We start from the raw sequence: 20,324 nt of genomic DNA, 5'->3' as shown, positions 1-20,324 counted from the left end.
GAGGAGTCAACATTTCGCCGGCTCATAACCGGACAAGATGTTGACATTTTTGAGAAGCCGGTCGTAGGCTCTCCTTAAACAACAAGGAGGACGTCGATGCCGGCATCCGACGGTGATTTTCCCTTTCTTTCCCTTGACGAGCGCGATCGCCGGTGGGAGGTCGCGCGCACTATCATGGACCAGCACGAAGTCGACGCTCTTTTGGTGTTCGGTGACCGGGATGGTGCCGGGTCGGCACTGTGGGGAACCGATCATTGGCTGACAAATCATGAAGTCGGGTCGTATGTCGTGTTCCCCCGTGACGGTGTGCCCATCGCTCACGTCTGGTCGATCAATCCCTTGGTGGACCACATGGAATCGGTCGAACGCGGTGAGCTGTCCTGGCTTTCGGCTGATCAGTTCCGGCTGGGGCGCACCGCCGAGGGCATGCTGCGGACGATCGACGAACTGAAGCTGACCCAGGCCAGGTTCGGCGTCGTCGGTATCGAGCGGATGGCCCCGTTCTTTCCCGATGGAATCGCGCCGTGGCGTACCTATCAAGGAATTCTCGACGCACTTCCGCGGGCCAGTTTCTCCTCGGTCGGAGAAGCTTACGGAAAGGCCCGGCTCAGCCGATCCGCGGAGGAACTCGAAATGCTGCGCAAGAGCGCCGCGACGGGTGAGAAAATGTGCGAGGCGGCTATTGAGGCCGCACAGGTGGGGGCCACCGATGCGGACGTCCTCGCCGCACTGACTTCCGCCGCCATTCGCGACGGAAGCTGGGCTCACTGGACAATTCTTTCGGCCGGCGACGAGGACATTTCCTGGGGCGCGCCGATGTGGGTTCATCGCGGGGGAGGGCCACGGAAGATCCTCAATGGCTGGGTCCTGCGGTTCGAGCTTTTCCCGTTTTACGGGCTGTACGAGACGCAGCAGCAGCTGTCCATCGCGGTCGGCGACGTGCACCCGGACATCGCCCGTGCCGCCGAAGTCGTGGAACGTGCTTACGAGACAGGCGTTCAGGCTTTGCGGTCGGGCTTCCCCACCTTCGGTGAGGTCGAAACAGCGATGACCGCGGTGATCAAGGACGCGGGAGGCTGGAACTCGACGCCCAATATCCACACGTTGCCGCACGGGGCGATCGGCTCGATGGGGCCGTTCGAACCGCAGGACTGGACGAAGGCATATCCCGACTCCGGCGAGCGGTCCCGCAACCCTACGGGCGGGGGCGATCTGGAGCTCGTCCCCGGGATGATTTACGCCGTGCAGCCGAACTGTGTGTTCGGACGGCGCCGCGTGAACATCGGGGGGACGGTCGTCAGCACGGCCGACGGGGTCGAGGAGCTCAACCACATTCCCAACAAGCTCATCCACGTCGACCGCTAGCCGGTCGTGATCCTCGCAGCGGGCAACCTCGCTGCGAGGATCACGGTGCGGCGAGCCGTCAACGGGCGGCAGCTGCCTGCCCTGCCGTCAGAGTCTGACGCAGCTCACCGAGCGTCGGCCCGAGAAGCGCCAGTTCGTCGAGCACGGTGGTGAGGGCGGTGGTGTGGGCATCGGCCGGGGTGAACACGCCCTCGTGCACGTGCTGGCGGACGAACGTGATTTCGACGCCGGCCATCGCCGCCACCATCCCGGTCGCCGCCATGACCGGACGCAGCGCCGCGACGCCCCGGCTGCCGCTGGACGCCCCGCCGTACGACACGAAAGCCACCGGTTTGCGATTCCACTCGACGAAGAGGTGGTCGATCGCGTTCTTCAACGCCGGCGAGTAGCCGTAGTTGTATTCGGGGCTGATGAAGATGAAAGCGTCCGTGCTCGCCACGCGCTCGCTCCACGCGAGGGTGTGCGGCTGCGAGTACTCGTGCAGGCGCGGATGCTTCGGCTCGTCCATGAACGGAAGATCCAGTTCCTTGAGATCACAGAAGTCGACCTCGAACCGCCCGTCCGCAAGGGCGGCGTCACGCACCCATTCGCCGATCGGCAAACCGATGCGCACCGGGCGCACGCTGCCGACGACGACCATCACCTTGACCATGGAGACCTCCTGTTTTCCGTTGATCCGGCCGAGTCAGCCGGCTTTGTGCTGGGCCAGCGCATCGAGGACAGCGCGGCGCAAGACCGTGCCCCTGCTGGAACCCGCGTAGTAGGCGAGGTGGAGCACGATCTCGTGCAGCTGGTCCGCGTCGAGGTCGCCGCTCTTGAGTGCGCCGGCGGCGTGCAGGGCGAACTGGTCACCTTGCCCGAAGGCCGCGAGCACGCCCAACGTCAGCAGACGACGGTCCCGGATGGACAGTCCGGGACGACTCCAGATCTCCCCGTAGAGATGATCTGCCGCGTCCTGCACGAAGGGTTCGGGCGAGGCGAAGTTGGCGCTGAAACCCTCGCCGAGGACCTTGTCCACGATGTCCAGACCAACCGGGTGACGTGTGTCAGCCATGGTGCTCAACTCCGTTCGTTACGCCGTACATCGCCGGGCCCGGGTCGGTGATCAGCTCGTCCACCATCGGCAGCCGGAAGTCATGGGCTTCGCCGAGTTCCCGGGCGGCGGTGATGTCTTTCACCATGAGGTCGTAGTACTTCCGCAGTTCCTGTTGTTTCGGCGCCGGCAGCTCGGCGAGTGAGTCTCCGCGAAGCCCCATCAAGCCCAGTACCGTTTCGCCATCCGGGTCGGCCGCTTGGACGATTTCCTTGACACGCCCGTACTCGACGCCCACCGCACGGGCGAAGCAAGCCGCGTCGTACATGACTTTCCAGGACCCGGCGACGATGATCTGCCGGACGAGCTTCGCCGCCATCCCGGCACCGAGCGGTCCACAATAGATCGCCGCCTTGGCGAAGGCCCTCAGCGCGGGCAGTGCCTCTTCCGCCGTCGCCTCGTCGCCACCGAGCATCACGACAAGGCCGTTGGTGGCGGCATGCTGGCCGGCCGTCACCGGAGAATCGAGGAGCCTGATACCGGCCTTGGCGGCATCCTCGCTGAGTTCGAGCAATGTCTCGAGCGACACCGTGCTGAGCAATGCCACGATCAGGTTCGGCCGGGCGCCGGCCGCGATTCCCTTCGGCCCGAAGAGAACGTCTCTCGCCTGGTCTCCATTGACGACCGAAATCAGCACGACATCCGACGCCGAAGCGACCTCGGCGGCCGATGCGGCGCCGGCACACGGCAGCCTTCCGGCCTTGCCCTGGTCGATGTCGTAACCGGTCGCGGTCACCCCCGAGCGGTCGAGACTTTTGATCACCCCGGACCCGATCGTCCCGAGGCCCACCACCCCTATGCGAAGCTGCGAATAGTCGGACGAAGCGTTTTCTGGCATGACGATCACCTCGATGAGCAGACGGTAAGGTCAACAGTGCGGCGGTCAGGCGAAGAACGCGCTCATGCGTTCGCCGAGCAGGTAGGCGGTGGCGGCGGGGCCGCGAGACGTGAGTTTCGGGAACACCGATTGGTCGCAGATCCGCAGGTTCTCGACACCCCGCACGGTGCCGTACTGGTCCACGACGGCCATCGGATCGGTGTCCGGGCCCATTTTGCAGGTGCAGGACGGGTGCCCCGCGTAGTTGAGGTGCGAAATCATCCAGGCATCCATCGCCGCGTTGCTCGCCAGGTCGGTTTTGTCCAGCGAAAGAAGCTTCGCGCCGATCGCCCGCATGGGCGCCGAATGGAACAGTTCGTCAAGGACCTTCATCCCTTCCCGGATGCGCACCCGATCGCTTTCCTGCTGGAAGAAATTCCATTTCATCCGGGGGTTGCCGAGCGGATCGGCCGAGGCCAGCGTGACCTCGCCCCGTGAGTCCTCCTGCATCACGCTGACCTGCACCGCCGGAACCCGCATAGCGACGGCGTCTGTATCGACGCGGAACATCGAGGCGCGGCTGGCCACGAACGGCAGGATCTCCAGGTCACCGGCCTGCCCGGAGCCTTCGGCGGTCCAGTTCAGATTGCTCGTCATGACATTGCGTCCCGGCAGCACCGGAAACGTGCCGCTGAACGTCCACGGGCTCGACATTTTCGGATGATCCATCAGGTTCTGCCCGACGCCCGGCACGTCGGCCAGGACCTCGATTCCGTGCTCTTTCAGCTGCCGGGCCGGCCCTATGCCGGAGAGCATCAGCAGTTGCGGTGTGCGCAGCGCGCCGGCCGAAAGCACGGTCTGCCGGGCGTGGAACCGCTGTGTTCGCCCCTCGACGGACGCCTCCACCCCGATGCATCGCGTGCCCTGGAACAGGACCCGGGTGACCTGGACGCCGCCCTTGACGGTCAGGTTGGTGCGGCCCAGATTCGGGATGAGATAGCCGACCGCCGAACTGACCCGCAGGCCATGGGAAATGTTCGTCGGAACCGGCCCGACCCCGCCGGACCCGGGCCCGTTTTTATCGTCCTCGACGGGGAAGCCGAGCCCGATCGCCGCGTCGGTGAACGCCCGCGTGAATTCGGGAGCACGGTCGATCGGCTCGCGCTGCACCGGAATCGGGCCCGTCGTGCCATGGTGCTCGGTATCGTGTGGGAAGTCCTTTTCGGACTCACTGCGTTTGTAGAACGGCAGGACCTTTTCGTAGCTCCACTCGTCGTTGCCCAGCGCGGCCCATTCGGTGAAGTTCTCCTTCGTGCCACGAATGAAGTAGGCGGCGTTGATCGAGCTGGAGCCACCGATCACCTTCCCGCGCGCGACCGGCGCCACGAAGCCGTCCGCGAATTCGCCTGTCAGCTCCCAATTGTGCGGACTTCCGGGCATTCCACCCGAGACGTCGGCCGGGTCCCGCACTCGCTGCGGCAGGGCCGCGACCGACTCGTACACGGCGCCGGCTTCGAGGACCAGCACCCGGCGATCGGGGTCCCCGGTGAGCCGTGCGGCGAGTGCCCCGCCGCACGACCCCGAACCGACGATGATGACGTCAAACTCTTCCCGGGACACGACTGCTGCTTCGCCTCGCTTCGTTTTCCTGGATCGGCGCCGGCGCGCACGCAATCTCGGTGAGCAGCCCGGCGATCGCCTGTGGCTCGGTGACCATGAGGTCGTGGGGACCGTCGATCTGCCAGAACCGGCCCGCCACGCGCTCGTCGGCCGGCAGGTTGTCATGGGCGCCCATCCGCACGCTCGAAGTGGCGACGATGTGATAGCGCGGGATGGTGTCGAGTGCTGTTTCGTTGCGCAGATCGAGTTTCTGCTCGATCGATTTCCAGGGATGCGGGGTCAGGCGTTGCATCATCCATTTCACCTCTTCGGGATCGGTCACGCCGTAGAACGCCACCAGATCCTCGCTGGGAAAGACGACCAGCTCGACACCGTCGACGACCTGACCGGATTTTCTCATTTCGACAATGGGCGGGAATGCCTCGGCATTCGACCGGCCACGGGGGGAGTCCACGAACACGAGCTTCGCGACCCGGTCGGCGACCCGGTCGGCAACTCCGGTGATGACGATTCCGCCGTAGCTGTGGGCCACGAGCACCACATCTTTCAGGTCCTCGTAGAACAACAAATTCGCCACGTCGGTGATGTGCGTGTTCAGGTCGACATCGGCGCTGATCAGATGCGCCCGGTCACCGCATCCCGTCAGGCTCGGGTAATACACGGTGTGCCCGTCCGCCTCCAGTAACCGGGCGACCTTCTGCCAGGCCCAACCGCCGTGCCCACCACCATGGACCAATACGTAGGTAGCCATGAAATCTCATTTCCAACGACATTGTTGAATCCGCTGAGCCGCGGTACTCATTTACGTTAACGGGGCGGCCCTAAAATGTCAACATTTGCCTGTCGGGTTTTCCGGAAATGAGCGTCAGTCGGTTTCCTGCATTGGCACCATCACGAAGTCGAAGGCCGATCGCCACCGAATATCGTCTCCGGTGGCTTCGTGGTAGTGCGCGATGAGTGACTCTTTGACACCGAACACGGCGTCCGAGTCCAGATATTCATCGCCGTTCACGAACGTATGGGTGACCACCGGCTGATAGCCCGGCGCGCTCACGATGAAATGCATATGGGCGGGACGGTAGGGATGACGGCCCAGCCGGCGCAGCAATGCGCCGACGGGGCCGTCATCGGGAATGGGGTAGGGGGTGGGTCTGATGCCGATGAAGTCATAGCGGCCGTCCTCGCCCGTGAAGAACCGCCCCCGGTTGTTCCATTTCGGCTGAATATCCGGCTGCTGCACGTCGTAATATCCCTCGGCATTGTCCGACCACACGTCGACGCAAGCACCCGGAATGGCCCGGCCGTCCACATCGAGGACCGAACCGTGGAACCGGCAGGGCTCACCGAGGCCGTCCAGGCAGATGTTCTCGCCCATCTTCCGGATCGGCGCGCCGGCCACATGGAACGGGCCGAGCACGGTGTTCTCGGTGGCACCGGGAGGACGCCGGTGATTGATGGCGTCGACCAGCATCGAGAAACCGAGGATGTCGGAAAGCAGGATGAACTCCTGCCGTTCGGCGGAGCACAACTGTCCGGTACGGGTGAGAAAGTCGATGGCCGTGCCCCACTCGTCCTGCGTCAGCTGCACCTCTTTGGCGAACGCATGCAGGTGGGTGACGAGGCTGGTCAGCACCGTCGCCAGTCTCGGGTCGACGTCCTCGGCCATCCGGGCATTGACCGTCGCCACCGAATCGGCTTCACGGAAGAACGGGTCCATCGTCGGATCCTCCGAACTGTCTACTCAGGACGGTCACCGGCCCAGGCGCGGTGCAGCAGCGCCCGGATACCGCCGATCTCCAGCGGCCTCGGCGACCAATACGGATTGGCCGTGGCCAATTCGGCGAGCCGGTCCAGGTCTGCCTCGCCGACACCCAGGTCCGCGAGCCGCTGGGGGACGCCGAGTGTGGCGGCGAAGTCGTACAACGCGGCGCCGGTGCGGGGACCGAAGACCGTCTTCGCGGGAGCGAGGACTTCCGGCACCGCTTCTTCGACGTAGGCGATGGTGTGCGGCAACAGCACGGCGTGCGTCTGGGCATGGGGGAGGTCGAGCGCTCCGCCCAGGGTGTGGCAGAGCTTGTGGTGGATCGACATGCCCACGCCGCCCAGAACCGTGCCGCACAGCCAAGCGCCGTACAGCGCCCGGTCGCGCGCATCCTTATCGGTGGCGTCTTTCGCAATGACCGGAAGCGCCTCGCGCAAGGCCGCCAATGCGTCGACGGCCATCAACGTGTAGATCGGGCTGCCGTCCTGGGCGTAGCTGCCCTCGACCGCGTGTGCCATGGCATTGAGGCCACTTGTGCAGCTGAGGGACACCGGAAGCGTGTCGGTGAGGTCGGCGTCGTAGATCACGGTCTCGGGCAGGATCTCCGGCCCACGGCGAGTGGATTTCACCCCGGCGTCCGTCTCACCGAGGATCGGGGTGACCTCGGAGCCGGCATAGGTGGTGGGGATGACCAGCTGCGGCACGCCGGTGCGGGCGGCGATCGCCTTCCCGAGGCCGGTCGTCGAGCCGCCGCCGAGTGCGACCACCCCGTCGGCGCCGAGACTTTCCATGACAGCCATCGCTTCGGCCGTCACCGTCACCGGCGTATGCATTGCGGCGCCGGGGAAAACGCCCACGGCGAGCGACCCGATCCGCGCCGCGAGACCTTCACCGGCGTCCCGTTGCTCCGGCGTGGTGAGCACCAGAGCGCGACGGACACCGAGCCGTCCGAGCTCGTCCGACGCCTCCCGCACCCTGCCCCGTCCGAAAAGGACCCGGATCGGGCTGGTGCTGTGTGTGAAGGTCTGCACCCGGCTCAGCCTCCGATCTTGAACAGGCGGCGGGCGTTCGTGCTCCCGATCCTGATGCGGTCCGCCTCGGAGATGGCGGCGTTGTCGAACCACCGGGCCGCGTGATCGACGTTCTCGAACGGCCAGTCCGTGGAGAACATGATGTGTTCCGCCCCGAGTTCGAGTATGGCGCCCACCAGGGTCTGGGTACGGAAGTTGCCCGACGTCGTGATGTGGAAATTGGTCGTGAAGTAGTCCGCGAACGGGCGCTTGGCCGGATGACGGGGCGGCACGTCGATCCAGGCGTTGCGGTTGTCCACCCGCCACAGCATCGCCGGAATGCCCTCACCCATGTGCCCCAGCACGATCTGGAGCGACGGATGTTCGTCGAACAGGCCCGAGCCCATCAGCCGCAGCGCGTGCACCGCGGTCTCCTGAGCGAACCCCCACGTCGGTCCCAGGAGCCACGGGTGGCCGTCGTAGATGCGGGCGTCCTGCGGGAGCGGGTTGCGGGGATGGAGGTAGAACGGGACGTCCAGGTGTGCGACGTGCGCCCAGAACGGACGGTATTGCGGCAGGTCGTAGTACAGCGGCTCGCGGCCGTCGCCGTGTGCCGCGTCCTGGGAGAAGCCGTTGACCAGCGCGCCCACGAAACCCAGCTCGCGGACACATCGTTCCAGCTCCGCCGCGGCCGCATCGGGATCCTGCATGGGCAGCGCGGCGAAGGCACGAAAGCGATCCGGGCGCTTCGCGCACTGCTCGGCCAGGTAGTCGTTCGCCTTCCTGGCGACCTCGACGGCGCGACCACGATCCGCGATCGCCTGGACGGCCGGCGCGTTGAGCGACAAGATCATGATCTCGATGTCGTGTTCGTCCATGAGCCGGACCCGCCGGTCCTGGATGTCGAGAAGCCGGTCCTGCAGCTCTTCCCAGTACGCATCGGGAACGAAGCCGGCCGAGTCCTGGAGCGTGTCCGGGATGGCGAAGTGTTCTTCGAGGGCGATCTTGCCTGGCATGGTTCTCCTGGGGTACGGCGGTGTCAAACCGATGGGTGGGTGCGCGGGAAAACGGTGAGCAACTGCTTGAGGAGCGTCGACAACTCCTGAGCGTCAGGAGCGAGCCCGTAGACGTAGCTGTCCGGGCGGACGATCACGCCGGCCGAGTCGTGCTCGGTGAACCAGCGGGCGTAGACGCCGCCGGTGTCGTAGAGATCGGCGCTGTCGAAGAGACTGTCGAACCCGAAGCTCACGTGGCGTCCACCCAGGCCGGCGAAGGCGAGGAGATCTTGTTCCGCGATATCCGATACCGCCTGGCGTCCATTCGTGACGAGCAGCCACCCGGTCCCGAGCAGATCGTCGAACAGCGCCGTCCGCGCGGAGTCGGAAACCAGGCCCTGCGGGAAAATATCGCCGTGGTTGGCGATGAGGCCGCCGGTGAGTCCCGGATAGCGCAGCTTGTCCGGCTTCTGGTTGGCCTTGCGCGCCGCGATCATCCGCTCGTCACGCAGGCGTGCCTCGTCCTTGTCCCGCATCGTCTGGACGCGGCCCAGTTCGACCGCCTTCTCGGTGATGAACCGTACGTGCGGTTCGCGCTCGGGCTGGTAGCTGTCCAGCAGCTCGGCGGAATGGCCGGACAGCACCAGATCCAGCTTCCAGGCGAGGTTCCGCGCGTCGCGGATCCCCGAGACCATGCCCTGCGCCAGGAACGGGGGCATCTGGTGTGCGGCGTCGCCGGCGAGGAGCACGTTTCCCCGGCGCCAGGTGTCGGCGATCGCGGAGCGAAAGGTGTAGTTGGCGATCCGGATGAGATCGGCGTCCTCGGGGGTCAGATAGTCCGCGACCCGCCGCCACACCCGCTCGGCCTCGGTGGCGTCCTCCCGGCGGACATCGGGCTCCAAGCGGAACGAGAAACGGTGGTGGCCCGGACCGATGTTGACGATGGCGATCGGCTCGTCGGGGTTGCACACCTGGCTGAACGACGGGAGCGAGGGCAGATCCCGGCGCAGCTTGAAGTCGCAGACCAGCCAGTTCTCGAAGAACCCGTAGTCGTCGAGGGTCCCGCCCACGAAGGTGCGCGTGATCCCGTTCCCTCCGTCGCAGCCGACGACGAACCGTGCCCGCACCCGGTGCGTGGCGCCGTCGGCCCCCGTGGCGTCCAGTTCGACGATGTCATCCAGCTGCCGGATATCGGTGACCGTCGTGCTGCGCCGCACCTCGACAGCCGGGAATTCCTGGACGCGCGCGTCCAGCACGGACTCCAGATGTGGTTGGTACATCATGTAATTCGACGGCCAGCCGCATCGGCCCGGGTTGTCGTACTCGATGTCGAGCAGCACGTCGCCCTGCCCGTTGACCCACACATATCCGGGCTGGATGTTCGTGCCGGGCAGCATGCGCTCGGCGACGCCGAGCTTCTGGAACGTCCTCATGGTCTCGTCGTCGAACGCCGCCGCCCGCGGCAGGTTGTACAGGCCGGCGTAGCGCTCGAATACCAGCACGCGGTGCCCCAGCTGGCCCAGTAGCGCCGCCAACGTCATGCCGGTGGGGCCGAAGCCCACGATCACCACATCGACGTCCGCCGTGGGAACAGGATCCGCTGCGCCATTCACGGACCCGACGCTATGTTTCACCAATCATAAAGTCAATACGTTATAGTGAATTCGCTGGGCCGCGATGGCCGAGCGCGACCCGATAGAGTCCGAGGCATGGTGGAGCTTGATCCTGTGGATGGCGAAGAACCTTCTCGCGCCGACCCCCGTCAGGGAATCCAGTCGGTCGAGATCGCCATGACCGTGCTGCAGGCGATCGAGGCCGGTCGAGGGCCCATGAGCCTGACGCAGATCGCGCAGTGCTGCGGAATGGGCGCCAGCAAGGCACATCGGTATCTGGTGAGCTTGTGCCGCGTCGGCCTCGCGGTCCAGTCGCAACGGTCGGGCCTGTACGACCTGGGTCCCGCCATGCGGCGGATCGGGATCGAGTCACTGCGGCGGATGGACGAGGTCGGGCTGGCGTCGGAGTATCTCCCGGGCCTGCGCGACCGCACGTCGCATGCCGTCAACCTGGCGGTGTGGGGTGAAGCCGGCCCGGTCGTCGTGAGGTGGGACTACGGCGCCCACGCACTGCCCATCACCGTGCGCGTCGGCGCCACCCTGCCCCTGCTGACCTCGTCGGTCGGGCTGGTGTATCTGACCCATCTCCCCGAGACCATGACCAGGCCCGTGCTCGACGCGGAGATCGCGGGCCGGAGCGTCAAGGCGCCGGACGAGAAGTGGTTCGACGACGTGCGCCGGAAGGTTCGCGAGCAAGGGCTGGCGGTGACGTCGGGCGGGGTGATCCCGGGGATCATGTCCATCGCGGCCCCGGTCTTTTCCCCCGGTGACACCATTCCGCTCGTGGTGGCGGTCGCCATGCCGGAACGCCTGGCCGATGACGCGACCGTGGCACTCGTCGAGCGGGAGCTGGCCCGTACGGTGGAAGCCATCTCGGTCGACCTCGGCACGACAGCGGCGGCCTCGCCCGCCTGAATGCACGAACGCCGGCGCCGGACCGGTTGTCACGGGCGGGCTGAGCTCACGGGGTCAGGCCCAGCCCCCGCGCGCGGGCCGCCGCCTCCATCCGGCCCTCGGCGCCGAGCTTGGCCAGCAGGTTCTTGACGTGGTCCTTGACCGTGTACAGGCCGATGCCCAGCCGCTGCGCGATGGCCTGGTTGGACAAACCCGTGGAGAGCAACGCCAGCACGTCCTTCTCCCGTCCCGTCAGGCGCGGCACGTCCGCCGCCGGCGCGGGGTCGTCCACCAGGAGGCCGGCGGTTTTCAGCAGTCGCGCCCGCAGCCCGGGGTCACCGGTTTCGCCGGCGAGGGCACGCAAATCCGCGTAGGCCTCGGCGACTCGTGACCGCCGGATGCGGTCCGGCGATCCATCGTGCCGGTCGCGCAGCCGCCGCAGCACGTCGTTGACGGCCAGATTCTGTTCCAGGGCACGGGCTTCGTGCGACACCGCGTCGAGCAGGCGTCCCATTTCCCGCTGGCTGGTGCGCAGGGCGACGTAGAGCACCCCGACGGATCGGCGCGCCACCACCACCGGTGCCGCCGCCATCGCCCGCAGGGACTCGGCCCGGATGATCCGGTCGTAGCGATGCGTGATCATCGGTGAACCGACATAGTCCTGAATGGACAGTGCGCGTTGTTGTGCCGCGACCCGGCCGCCCACTCCGTGTCCCTCCTGGAGCAGGGCTCCCCGCAGAGGTCCGACGACGGCACCATCGAACGCGTTCAGCACAACCCCCGACTCACCCACCTGGCCGGCGAATGCCAACTGCACCCCGGTCCTGCGCCGCAGTCTCGCCAGCGCAGCCGTCACGGCCTGGTCCACCGACCCCCTCTTCGGAGGGTGGCTCATGTCGTCGATCACGTTCACAGTGTGACCGGGTCGTGCCGCTTCGACCAGACCAGACGAACCCGGGGAGCCCGATGCAGCCTCACACTCTCGACGTGCAGCCGGTTGTCGACGCCTGGCTCGCCGCCTACGACACTCCTGAGGCCGACGTCGCCCACCTGGCGTGCGATCGCCACGACGCCGGGGCCCTCGCGTTCACGTTCATCGAGCCGGATCTCACCTCGCGCGACGTCACGTACGGCGAACTTGCCGAGAAGTCCCGGCGGCTGGCCACCGTCCTCGCCGGACTCGGCGTGCGGCAGGGGGACCGGGTGCCCGTCCTCATGGGCAAGCGGCTCGAACTGCCGGTGACCCTGCTGGCGATCTGGCGGCTCGGCGCCGTGTACGTACCGCTGTTCACCGCGTTCGCCACCGGCGCCGCCCGGATGCGGATCGAGGCTTCCCGAGCGCGGCTGGTCGTCACCGAGCCGTCCCAGCGAGCCAAGCTCGACCCCATCGAGGGCATCGAGATCCTCGAAACGGGCCCGGCGTTCGACCGGCTCGTCAGCGACGCCGAGCCACTCGCGAGCTCGGTGGCGGTCGGCGGCCGCGGGACGATGCTGCAGCTGTTCACCAGCGGCACGACGGGTAAGCCCAAGGGGGTCGCCGTGCCGGCACGGGCACTGGCGTCCTTTCACTGCTACCTGCACTTCGGGCTCGACGTCAGTGAGGACGACGTCTTCTGGAACGCGGCGGACCCCGGGTGGGCGTACGGCCTGTACTACGGCGTCGTGGGCCCACTGGTTTCCGGACGCCGCAACCTGTTGCTCAACGCGGGGTTCACCCCCCAGTCCACAGTGGCCGTCCTCGAACGGTTCGGGGTCACGAACTTCGCCGGCGCGCCCACGATGTACCGGGCGCTGAGCAAAAGCGGACTCGTGCGCGACGTCCATCTTCGACGGGCATCGTCGGCCGGTGAGCCGCTGACGCCGGACGTCGTCGACTGGGCACGCGAAACACTCGGCACCGAGGTCCGGGACCACTACGGCCAGACGGAACTCGGCATGGTCATCAACAACCACTGGCACCCGGACCTGGCACGCCCGGTCAAGCCCGGCTCGATGGGGCAGCCACTGCCCGGGTACACCGCCGGAATCCACGACGGGCAGATCGCCATCGACGTCGGGAACAGCCCGCTGCTGTGGTTCACCGGCTACCACGAGGACCCGGAGAAGACCGAGGAGCGCTTCACCGCCGACGGGCGCTGGTATCTCACCGCCGACTCAGGCCGGACCGATGAGGACGGGTACTTCTTCTTCACCGCCCGTGACGACGACGTCATCCTGGCCGCGGGCTACCGGATCGGGCCGTTCGACGTGGAGAGCGTGCTGATCACCCATCCCGCGGTCGCCGACGTCGCGGTCGTCGGCAGGCCGGACCCGGAAGGGATCCGCGGCGAGGTGGTCGAAGCGTTCGTGGTCCTGGCGGAAGGCACCGAAGCGAACGACGACCTGGCCGGAGAACTTCAGCAGCTGGTGCGGGACAACTACGCCAAGCACGCTTATCCGCGCTCGGTGCATTTCATCGACGCGCTGCCGAAGACACCCAGCGGCAAGGTTCAGCGCTACCTTCTGCGGCAGCGCTGAACCGCCCCCGCCTGATTCACTTCTTGGCGTAGTCGCTGACGCCCTGCCAGTCGATGACCACACACGGCTCGTCACCGACGACCCACGCGTCATGGCCCGGCGGGCAGATCATCACATCGCCGGTGCGGAATTCGGCTTCTTCGCCGTCGTCCATCCGGATCGTCATCTGTCCGGAGAGGACATAGCCCATGTGGGAAGCCTGGCAGCTGTCGGTTCCCGCGATCGGCTTGATGTGCTTCGACCACTGCCACCCGGGCCGGAAGGTGGCCCGGCCGACCGGACCACTGGCGAGGTTCACCAGCTCCACCTGCCCGCTGTCCTGTTCGAACGGGCGTAGCTCTTCGGGAGCGTCCATGCTCATTTTGCGCAGACCTGTCATGACGACCTCCTTGTGGCGGTCACCGCGTCGCCGCCAACGCGGCTACACCGGTGAGCATCGGCCCGCGACGCGCCGGGACACTAGAGGCGAAAGCCCCAACAGTATTCCGGCGGCCATCGGCGACTCCCCGGTCAGGTCGCGGAGCGTCGTTCGCTGAGCACGGTTTCCGCGACCCCGCGGTAACAGTCCCGAGTGGACACCGGCGCGGCAGCGTGTCCACGTTCGAGTCGAGTCCATTATGGACAGTCAAGGTCAGGCGCCGTCGGCTGGTTCCCGTCGTCTCGTCTGGGCAAACCCGGCAGCGGCACCTACAGTGGGAAATGCCTGGTGAGACAGCCTGGATGGACCAAAGGCGGTTCCCCACATGAAGGATGCGCACCCGTTCGAGCCCATGGCGGCGGGACCCGGCAGCGGCCCCGTTTTCGCGGCGTGGGAACGGTTCGTGCGCGGCGAGGACCAGGTCCCCGGCGTCCGGCCGGTGGTGGCGATCTCCTGGCATCGTTGCCGCGAGCAGTACCGGGTGGATCCGCATCTGCCCGCGGCCCCGGTCGCCGTCGCGGCTGGAGACCACACGCTCGAGCACGACGCGGTTTTCGCGGAGCTGGGCTTTCGTGCCGCGTCCGTGGCCCATGAAATGGGCAACCTCGGCGGCGTCGTCACCGTCACCGATGCCACCGGCCGGATCCTGGGCGAATGGGGTGACCAGGCCACGCTCGCCAGAGCCACCGAAGCCAATCTGGCGCCCTGGTTCTGCTGGTCCGAATGCGCGGCAGGCACGAACGGAATGGGCACGGCGCTGGAGGCGCACGGCCCGGTCCTGATCAGGGGAGCGGAGCATTGGTGCCAGGCGTTCCACAACTGGGTTTCCGCGGGCATCGCGGTGCGTGACGTCGTGACCGGGGACCCGATCGCGGTGCTGAACGTGTCGTGCTGGCGCAGGCAGCTTCCCGCGTCCGCGGGCGGGCGGCTGGCGAACGTGGTCGCCAAGACGCAGCGCACGCTCAAAAGACGCGCCAGGGACAGCGGCGCCGAGCTGGTCGCCGCCTTCACGCAGGCCAGGGCACGGGCCCATGAGCCGCTCGCCGCCGTGGACACCGCGGGCAAGGTGGTGATCGCCGACGACTCGGCCAGCGTGCTCATGGGCGTCCCGGCCTCCACCCCGGCGGTCGACTCGACGCTGCGCTGGAACCCGCGGCTGCCGGAACTGATCGGCGCCGCCCGGTATGCCAGTAAGCAGGCGGCGCAGGATCCCGGCTGGGTCGGCTCGACGCAGATCTTCACCCACCTCGCCGACGAGCCGACTTCGATCAGTATCCGGCCCGTTTTCTCGTCCGGGCATCTGATCGGGAACCTCGTCTCGTTCGGCGCCACCGACGGGGCGCAGCTGCCCCCGGCGCACCAGCCCGCGCCCGCACGGCAGCCGCGCCGGCTGGTCGCAACGCGCGCGAACCGGATGGTGCTGCTGCGGCTGGCGGAAGTCTCCTTCGCCGAATCCGACGGCAACGACGTGTGGCTGTGCACCGGGCAAGGACGGTTGCGGGCCGCCACCCCGAGCCTGGACAAGCTCGACGACGAGCTGGCCGATGCCGGCTTCCTGCGGGTGCATCGCCGGTATGTGGTCAACCTCAGCCGCATCCGGGAGATCGAGCGTGGCCCCAAGGGCGGGCTGCTGCTGGTGATGGAAGACGGGCCGAACGAGATGGTGCCGGTTTCGCGGCGCAACGCCCCGGCTGTGCGCCGCGCGCTCGACATCTGAGGTCGTGGAGGGATGCAGTGTCTGACAATCCGGAAGCCGTTGCCGGTGAGGTGAACGATGGCAGCGCGGGCGGCCTCGGACTCCCCGGCGCGTCCGGGCAACGCGGTACTCCGGCCGCGGCCCCGGGCAACCGTGACTGGTGGCCGGACCAGCTCGACCTGAAGATCCTCCGGAAACATCCCGCGTCGGCCAATCCGCAGGGAGCGGACTTCGACTACGCCGCGGAGTTCGCGACCCTGGACCTCGACGCGCTGGCCAGTGACGTCGACGAGGTGCTGACGACCTCGCAGGAGTGGTGGCCGGCGGACTTCGGCCATTACGGGCCGCTCGTGCTCCGGATGGTGTGGCACTGCGCCGGGACCTACCGTGTCGACGACGGCCGGGGCGGCCCGGCCATGGGCATGCAGCGCTTCGCACCACAGAACAGCTGGCCGGACAACCGCAATCTCGACAAGGCGCGCCGGCTGCTGTGGCCGGTAAAGAAAAAGTACGGCCGCAAGATCTCGTGGGCCGACCTGATGGTTTTCGCGGGCAACCGGGCACTGGAGACGATGGGGTTTCACACCTTCGGTTTCGCCGGTGGCCGGACGGACGCGTGGGAGTCCGACGACGACGTCTACTGGGGCCCCGAGCGGGTCTGGCTCGGCGACGCGCGACACCGCGGCGTCCGGGACCTGGAGAAGCCGCTGGCCGCCGTCCAGATGGGCCTCATCTACGTCAACCCGGAGGGCCCGAACACGGTGCCGGACCCGCTCACGGCGGCCAGGGACATCCGCGAGACGTTCCGGCGTATGGGGATGAACGACGAGGAGACCGTCGCGCTGATCGCGGGCGGACACACGTTCGGCAAGACCCACGGCGCCGCCGACCCGGCCACCTACCTCGGCCCGGAACCGGAGGCCGCGCGCCTGGAGGAGCAGGGCCTCGGCTGGAAGGGCGGCTACCGCAGCGGGAAGGGTGCGGACGCCATCTCCAGCGGGCTGGAGGGAACCTGGACGCCCACCCCGACCCGGTGGGACAACAGTTTCTTCGAGACGCTGTTCGGCTACGAGTGGATCCTGGAACTGAGCCCCGCCGGGCTGTGGCAGTGGATCCCCGAAGGCGGCGGCGGAGCCGGCACCGTGCCGGACGCCCACGATCCGTCGAAGCGACACGGCCCGACGATTCTCACGACCGACCTCGCGCTGCGGTACGACCCGGTCTATGAGCCGATCGCGCGGCGCTTCCTGGAGAATCCGGACCAGCTGGCGGACGCCTTCGCGCGCGTCTGGTTCAAACTGACCCATCTCGACATGGGCCCGATCCAGCGCTATCTCGGACCGTGGGTGCCCCGGGAATCCTTGCTGTGGCAGGATCCTGTCCCCGCCGTGGACCACGAGCTGGTCACCGAGGAGGACATTGCCGCGCTCAAGGCGAAGATCCTCGCCTCGGGCCTGACGGTCGCCCAGCTGGTGTCCACCGCGTGGGCGTCGGCCTCGACGTTCCGCATCAGCGACAAGCGGGGCGGGGCGAACGGGGCACGCATCCGCCTCGAGCCGCAGCGCGGCTGGGAAGTCAACGACCCGGGTGCGCTCGGGCAGGTTCTGCTTACGCTGGAAGGAATCCAGGATTCCTTCAACGCCGCGCAGCCCGGCGGGAAGAAGATCTCGCTGGCCGACCTGATCGTGCTCGGCGGGTGTGCCGCCGTGGAGCGGGCGGCCGGGCTCGCCGGCCACCGCATCCGGGTCCCGTTCACTCCGGGACGCACGGACGCCGCGCAAGAGTGGACCGACGAGGAGTCCTTCGCCGCACTCGAACCGGCCGCCGACGGGTTCCGCAATCACCGCGGCAAGGGCCACCGGCTGCCGTCCGAGCACCTGCTGGTCGACCGGGCGAACCTGCTGAACCTGAGCGCGCCCGAGATGACCGTCCTCGTCGGCGGTCTGCGTGTCCTCGGCGCGAACCACCAGCAGTCCCCGCTGGGTGTCTTCACCACCCGGCCCGGTGTGCTGACCAACGATTTCTTCGTGAACCTGCTTGACATGAGCATCGAATGGCAGCCGAATTCCGCGGAGACATTCGACGGCCGCGATCGCGCGAGCGGCGAACACCACTGGACCGGCAGCCGGGTCGATCTCGTTTTCGGCTCGAATTCGGAACTGCGTGCCATCGCCGAGATTTATGCGAGTGACGACGCGGGGGAGAAGTTCGTGCGGGATTTCGTCGCCGCGTGGGACAAGGTCATGAACCTCGATCGATACGACCTGCGCTGAGCAGGCGGTGCCGAATCGGGTGTGAACGGTAGCTGTTCGCGAATGAACGGCGCACAACGGCTCACCTCGGCGCCTGCTCTTGTCGCTGTCATTCATCCGGCGTAGCAAGAGAAAGTCGACACCTATACCCGGCATGAGGAGTGTGATGCCCGATGACGACCGCGCCAGAACGGCCCGACTTGCTCAAGGAGCTCGGGCTGGACGTGCAGAACCACGCAACACTGGGCCGGGTGCTCGGCACCGGGAAGATCGAACGGGCCAGCGAAGGATCGGACGGCCGGATGAAGGCCACGATTCGCATCAATGTGGACGAGCTGACCTGGGATCCGTCCATTCTCGTCATGCCTCACGGCGGCGATATCGATCTCGAACTCATCAACGACGACAAGAACACCCATTGCGCACTCCTGCCGAGTAATGGCGACCGGAAGTTCATCTGGCTGGTGAATCATTCGCGGGGCCGGGCCAGGCTCAATCTCGACGGGCCGGGCTACTACTGGTTCAGCTCACCCACCGGCAACGACGAGGGCCGTGGGCTGACCGGCGCCATCGTCGTCCTGGGCGACGCACCGCCGGAGGCCCGTCTCGACCGTCCCGAGCAGCCGCAGCCGTAGGAAGGAGGAGTTCATGACCACCTCGGAAGACTACGTCGACGCCGGTGAGGCCATCGACCAGGGAAACCTGAGCGGCAAGATCCCGGGCGGCGAGGTCGCACCGCCGGTGACGGCCGATGTGAACTACGAGCGCATCCTCAACGCCCGCGAGGAGCCCCACAACTGGCTCACCTATTACGGCGCCTACAACGGGCAGCGGTACAGCCCGCTGGACCAGATCAACACCGACAACGTCAAGCGCCTCGCTCCCGCCTGGGTGTTCCAGGCCGGGACGACCGGCCTGATCGCGGGCGCGTCGACCTACTCGTTCGAGGCCGCCCCGATCGTCGTCGACGGGATCATGTTCGTGACCGGATGGGACGGCTGGATCTGGGCCCTGGACGCGAAAACCGGTGTGGAGATCTGGCGGTACAAGCACGCCGTGCCGTTCGACGTGTCGCTGTGCTGCGGGAATGTGAACCGCGGATGCGCGGTGGCGCAGGGGAAGGTCTTCTTCGTCACGGCGAACGCGCGGCTGCTCGCACTCGACGCGACCACCGGAAAACCGGTGTGGGCCAAGACATTCGGCGATGTGCGGGCCGGGGAAAGCGCCACCGTGGCCCCGCTGGTCGTGAAGAACATGGTCATCGTCGGGAGTTCCGGCGGGGAGTTCGGAGTGCGGGGTCACCTCGACGCGTTCGATCTCGAGAACGGCGAGCACCAGTGGCGCTGCTACATGGTGCCGAAGCCCGGCGAGCCCGGTTCCGAGACCTGGCCGTCCGACGGCGAGGCCTGGGCGCGCGGCGGCGCGAACTGCTGGGTCACCAGCACGTTCGACCCGGAGACGAACCTGCTCTACGTCGGCACCGGCAACCCGGCACCCGACTTCGACGGCGAGGTCCGGGAAGGCGACAACCTCTACACCGACAGCATCGTCGCCGTCGACGTGGACAGCGGCCAGATCCGGTGGCACTACCAGTGCACCCCGCACGACGTGTGGGACTACGACAGCATCGCCGAGTGCATCCTGTTCGAGCACGAAGGACGCAAGCTGCTCGGGCACTTCGACAAGAACGGGTACTTCTTCGTCGTGGACCGCACGAACGGTGAGCTGGTGAACATCACCCCGTTCGTGGACCGGATCGACTGGGGCGCCATCACCCGCGACGGTCAGATGACGCGACGGAAGTACCCGGAGAAGGAGGGAGAACCGGTTCACTTCTACCCCGGTCCGGCCGGCGCCAAGGAATGGACCCACGCGTCCTACAGCCCCAAGACCGAGCTGTTCTACGTCCCGGTCCAGGACACCGGGGCCACGGCCACCCGGCGCCGCCGGGAGTTCAAGGAAAGCATCCCGTATTGGGGTGCCGGCGTTCAGGTGGACGCCGACGACATGGCCGGATCGGTCAGCGCGTTCGACGCGAACGGCGAGGAGAAGTGGCGCTGGCGCAACGAACTCCCGATGTGCGCCTCGACGCTGGCCACCGGCGGTGACCTGGTGTTCGCCGGCGAAGCCACCGGCGAGTTCAACGCACTCGACGCGCGCACCGGGGAACTGCTCTGGCAGTTCCAGTGCGGAAGCGGGCACCACAGCAGCCCGACCACCTACATGGTCGACGGCAGGCAGTACATCGCCGTGGCGGTCGGCTGGGGCGGGT

18 protein-coding genes are annotated in these 20,324 nt (G+C 67.1%); 7 read left to right on the top strand and 11 right to left on the bottom strand.

Annotated features, from left to right (window positions below; translation table 11 throughout):
- The first annotated feature begins 96 nt into the window (after positions 1–96).
- A complete protein-coding gene (locus GKO32_RS33920; protein WP_154761008.1) occupies positions 97–1,365 on the top strand; it encodes a M24 family metallopeptidase in 1,269 nt (422 codons plus the stop codon).
- A 58-nt stretch (positions 1,366–1,423) separates the two neighbouring features.
- Here GKO32_RS33920 and GKO32_RS33915 read toward each other — a convergent pair whose 3' ends face one another.
- The 9 genes from GKO32_RS33915 to mhpA all read right to left on the bottom strand — a co-directional run bounded on the left by GKO32_RS33915 (position 1,424) and on the right by mhpA (position 10,275).
- On the bottom strand, positions 1,424–2,017 hold the full coding sequence (locus GKO32_RS33915) for an NADPH-dependent FMN reductase (RefSeq protein ID WP_154761007.1): 594 nt from the start codon (positions 2,015–2,017) through the stop codon (positions 1,424–1,426).
- Between the two features lie 33 nt (positions 2,018–2,050).
- Positions 2,051–2,419, bottom strand: coding sequence for a carboxymuconolactone decarboxylase family protein (locus GKO32_RS33910; RefSeq protein ID WP_154761006.1), 369 nt, complete (start codon positions 2,417–2,419; stop codon positions 2,051–2,053).
- Positions 2,412–3,296, bottom strand: a complete 885-nt coding sequence (locus tag GKO32_RS33905; protein ID WP_154761005.1) for an NAD(P)-dependent oxidoreductase — start codon at positions 3,294–3,296, stop codon at positions 2,412–2,414. Before GKO32_RS33905 ends, GKO32_RS33910 begins: the two co-directional genes overlap by 8 nt.
- Positions 3,297–3,341: 45 nt before the next feature.
- The gene (gene mftG, locus GKO32_RS33900) at positions 3,342–4,895 is read right to left on the bottom strand and encodes a mycofactocin dehydrogenase MftG (protein ID WP_166459812.1); all 1,554 of its coding nucleotides are present in this window, start codon (positions 4,893–4,895) and stop codon (positions 3,342–3,344) included.
- Positions 4,876–5,646, bottom strand: coding sequence for an alpha/beta hydrolase (locus GKO32_RS33895; protein WP_154761003.1), 771 nt, complete (start codon positions 5,644–5,646; stop codon positions 4,876–4,878). Before GKO32_RS33895 ends, mftG begins: the two co-directional genes overlap by 20 nt.
- A gap of 114 nt (positions 5,647–5,760) precedes the next feature.
- Complete coding sequence (locus GKO32_RS33890) at positions 5,761–6,561, bottom strand: dioxygenase family protein (protein ID WP_246245147.1); 801 nt, start codon at positions 6,559–6,561, stop codon at positions 5,761–5,763.
- Between the two features lie 71 nt (positions 6,562–6,632).
- Positions 6,633–7,688, bottom strand: coding sequence for a maleylacetate reductase (locus GKO32_RS33885; protein ID WP_312869024.1), 1,056 nt, complete (start codon positions 7,686–7,688; stop codon positions 6,633–6,635).
- 5 nt (positions 7,689–7,693) lie between these two features.
- Entirely contained in the window at positions 7,694–8,683 is a 990-nt protein-coding gene (locus GKO32_RS33880) for an amidohydrolase family protein (protein ID WP_154761001.1), read from the bottom strand.
- Between the two features lie 23 nt (positions 8,684–8,706).
- Positions 8,707–10,275, bottom strand: a complete 1,569-nt coding sequence (mhpA, locus tag GKO32_RS33875; protein ID WP_208024633.1) for a bifunctional 3-(3-hydroxy-phenyl)propionate/3-hydroxycinnamic acid hydroxylase MhpA — start codon at positions 10,273–10,275, stop codon at positions 8,707–8,709.
- A 96-nt stretch (positions 10,276–10,371) separates the two neighbouring features.
- Between mhpA and GKO32_RS33870 the strand changes: the two genes are divergently transcribed.
- Positions 10,372–11,190, top strand: coding sequence for an IclR family transcriptional regulator (locus tag GKO32_RS33870; protein ID WP_154761000.1), 819 nt, complete (start codon positions 10,372–10,374; stop codon positions 11,188–11,190).
- A gap of 46 nt (positions 11,191–11,236) precedes the next feature.
- Here the strand turns inward: GKO32_RS33870 and GKO32_RS40330 are convergent, their stop codons facing one another.
- Positions 11,237–12,076 carry a helix-turn-helix transcriptional regulator gene (locus GKO32_RS40330; RefSeq protein WP_208024632.1) on the bottom strand — a complete coding sequence of 280 codons (840 nt, stop codon included), beginning with the start codon at positions 12,074–12,076 and terminating at the stop codon, positions 11,237–11,239.
- Positions 12,077–12,135: 59 nt separating this feature from the next.
- On the opposite strand from GKO32_RS40330, the gene GKO32_RS33860 reads away from it, so the two are divergent.
- Positions 12,136–13,686: an AMP-binding protein gene (locus GKO32_RS33860; protein ID WP_154760999.1), complete on the top strand. Its 1,551-nt coding sequence runs from the start codon at positions 12,136–12,138 to the stop codon at positions 13,684–13,686.
- Positions 13,687–13,702: 16 nt separating this feature from the next.
- Here GKO32_RS33860 and GKO32_RS33855 read toward each other — a convergent pair whose 3' ends face one another.
- Positions 13,703–14,065: a cupin domain-containing protein gene (locus tag GKO32_RS33855; RefSeq protein WP_154760998.1), complete on the bottom strand. Its 363-nt coding sequence runs from the start codon at positions 14,063–14,065 to the stop codon at positions 13,703–13,705.
- 364 nt (positions 14,066–14,429) lie between these two features.
- On the opposite strand from GKO32_RS33855, the gene GKO32_RS33850 reads away from it, so the two are divergent.
- From GKO32_RS33850 to GKO32_RS33835, 4 genes are all read left to right on the top strand, one after another.
- Positions 14,430–15,821 (top strand): DNA-binding protein, encoded by a 1,392-nt coding sequence (locus tag GKO32_RS33850; protein WP_246245146.1) that lies wholly within the window; start codon positions 14,430–14,432, stop codon positions 15,819–15,821.
- 17 nt (positions 15,822–15,838) lie between these two features.
- Positions 15,839–18,073 carry a catalase/peroxidase HPI gene (katG, locus tag GKO32_RS33845; protein WP_312869023.1) on the top strand — a complete coding sequence of 745 codons (2,235 nt, stop codon included), beginning with the start codon at positions 15,839–15,841 and terminating at the stop codon, positions 18,071–18,073.
- Between the two features lie 152 nt (positions 18,074–18,225).
- Positions 18,226–18,687, top strand: a complete 462-nt coding sequence (locus GKO32_RS33840; protein WP_154760997.1) for an MSMEG_3727 family PQQ-associated protein — start codon at positions 18,226–18,228, stop codon at positions 18,685–18,687.
- Between the two features lie 13 nt (positions 18,688–18,700).
- Positions 18,701–20,324: PQQ-dependent dehydrogenase, methanol/ethanol family (locus GKO32_RS33835; protein ID WP_154760996.1), on the top strand; the 1,624-nt coding region annotated here is incomplete at its 3' end.

It is taken from the genome of Amycolatopsis pithecellobii (assembly GCF_009707865.1).
Taxonomy (GTDB): Bacteria; Actinomycetota; Actinomycetes; order Mycobacteriales; family Pseudonocardiaceae; genus Amycolatopsis_E; species Amycolatopsis_E pithecellobii.
Note: the sequence above shows the minus strand (reverse complement) of the source record. Positions and strands in the feature narration are given on the sequence as shown.

Coding starts and splice junctions, on each gene's coding strand:
- GKO32_RS33920 (WP_154761008.1), top strand. CDS start 97: ATGCCGGCATCCGACGGTGATTTTCCCTTTCTTTCCCTTGACGAGCGC.
- GKO32_RS33915 (WP_154761007.1), bottom strand. CDS start 2,017: ATGGTCAAGGTGATGGTCGTCGTCGGCAGCGTGCGCCCGGTGCGCATC.
- GKO32_RS33910 (WP_154761006.1), bottom strand. CDS start 2,419: ATGGCTGACACACGTCACCCGGTTGGTCTGGACATCGTGGACAAGGTC.
- GKO32_RS33905 (WP_154761005.1), bottom strand. CDS start 3,296: ATGCCAGAAAACGCTTCGTCCGACTATTCGCAGCTTCGCATAGGGGTG.
- GKO32_RS33895 (WP_154761003.1), bottom strand. CDS start 5,646: ATGGCTACCTACGTATTGGTCCATGGTGGTGGGCACGGCGGTTGGGCC.
- GKO32_RS33890 (WP_246245147.1), bottom strand. CDS start 6,561: ATGGCCGAGGACGTCGACCCGAGACTGGCGACGGTGCTGACCAGCCTC.
- GKO32_RS33880 (WP_154761001.1), bottom strand. CDS start 8,683: ATGCCAGGCAAGATCGCCCTCGAAGAACACTTCGCCATCCCGGACACG.
- GKO32_RS33870 (WP_154761000.1), top strand. CDS start 10,372: ATGGTGGAGCTTGATCCTGTGGATGGCGAAGAACCTTCTCGCGCCGAC.
- GKO32_RS33860 (WP_154760999.1), top strand. CDS start 12,136: ATGCAGCCTCACACTCTCGACGTGCAGCCGGTTGTCGACGCCTGGCTC.
- GKO32_RS33855 (WP_154760998.1), bottom strand. CDS start 14,065: ATGACAGGTCTGCGCAAAATGAGCATGGACGCTCCCGAAGAGCTACGC.
- GKO32_RS33850 (WP_246245146.1), top strand. CDS start 14,430: ATGAAGGATGCGCACCCGTTCGAGCCCATGGCGGCGGGACCCGGCAGC.
- GKO32_RS33840 (WP_154760997.1), top strand. CDS start 18,226: ATGACGACCGCGCCAGAACGGCCCGACTTGCTCAAGGAGCTCGGGCTG.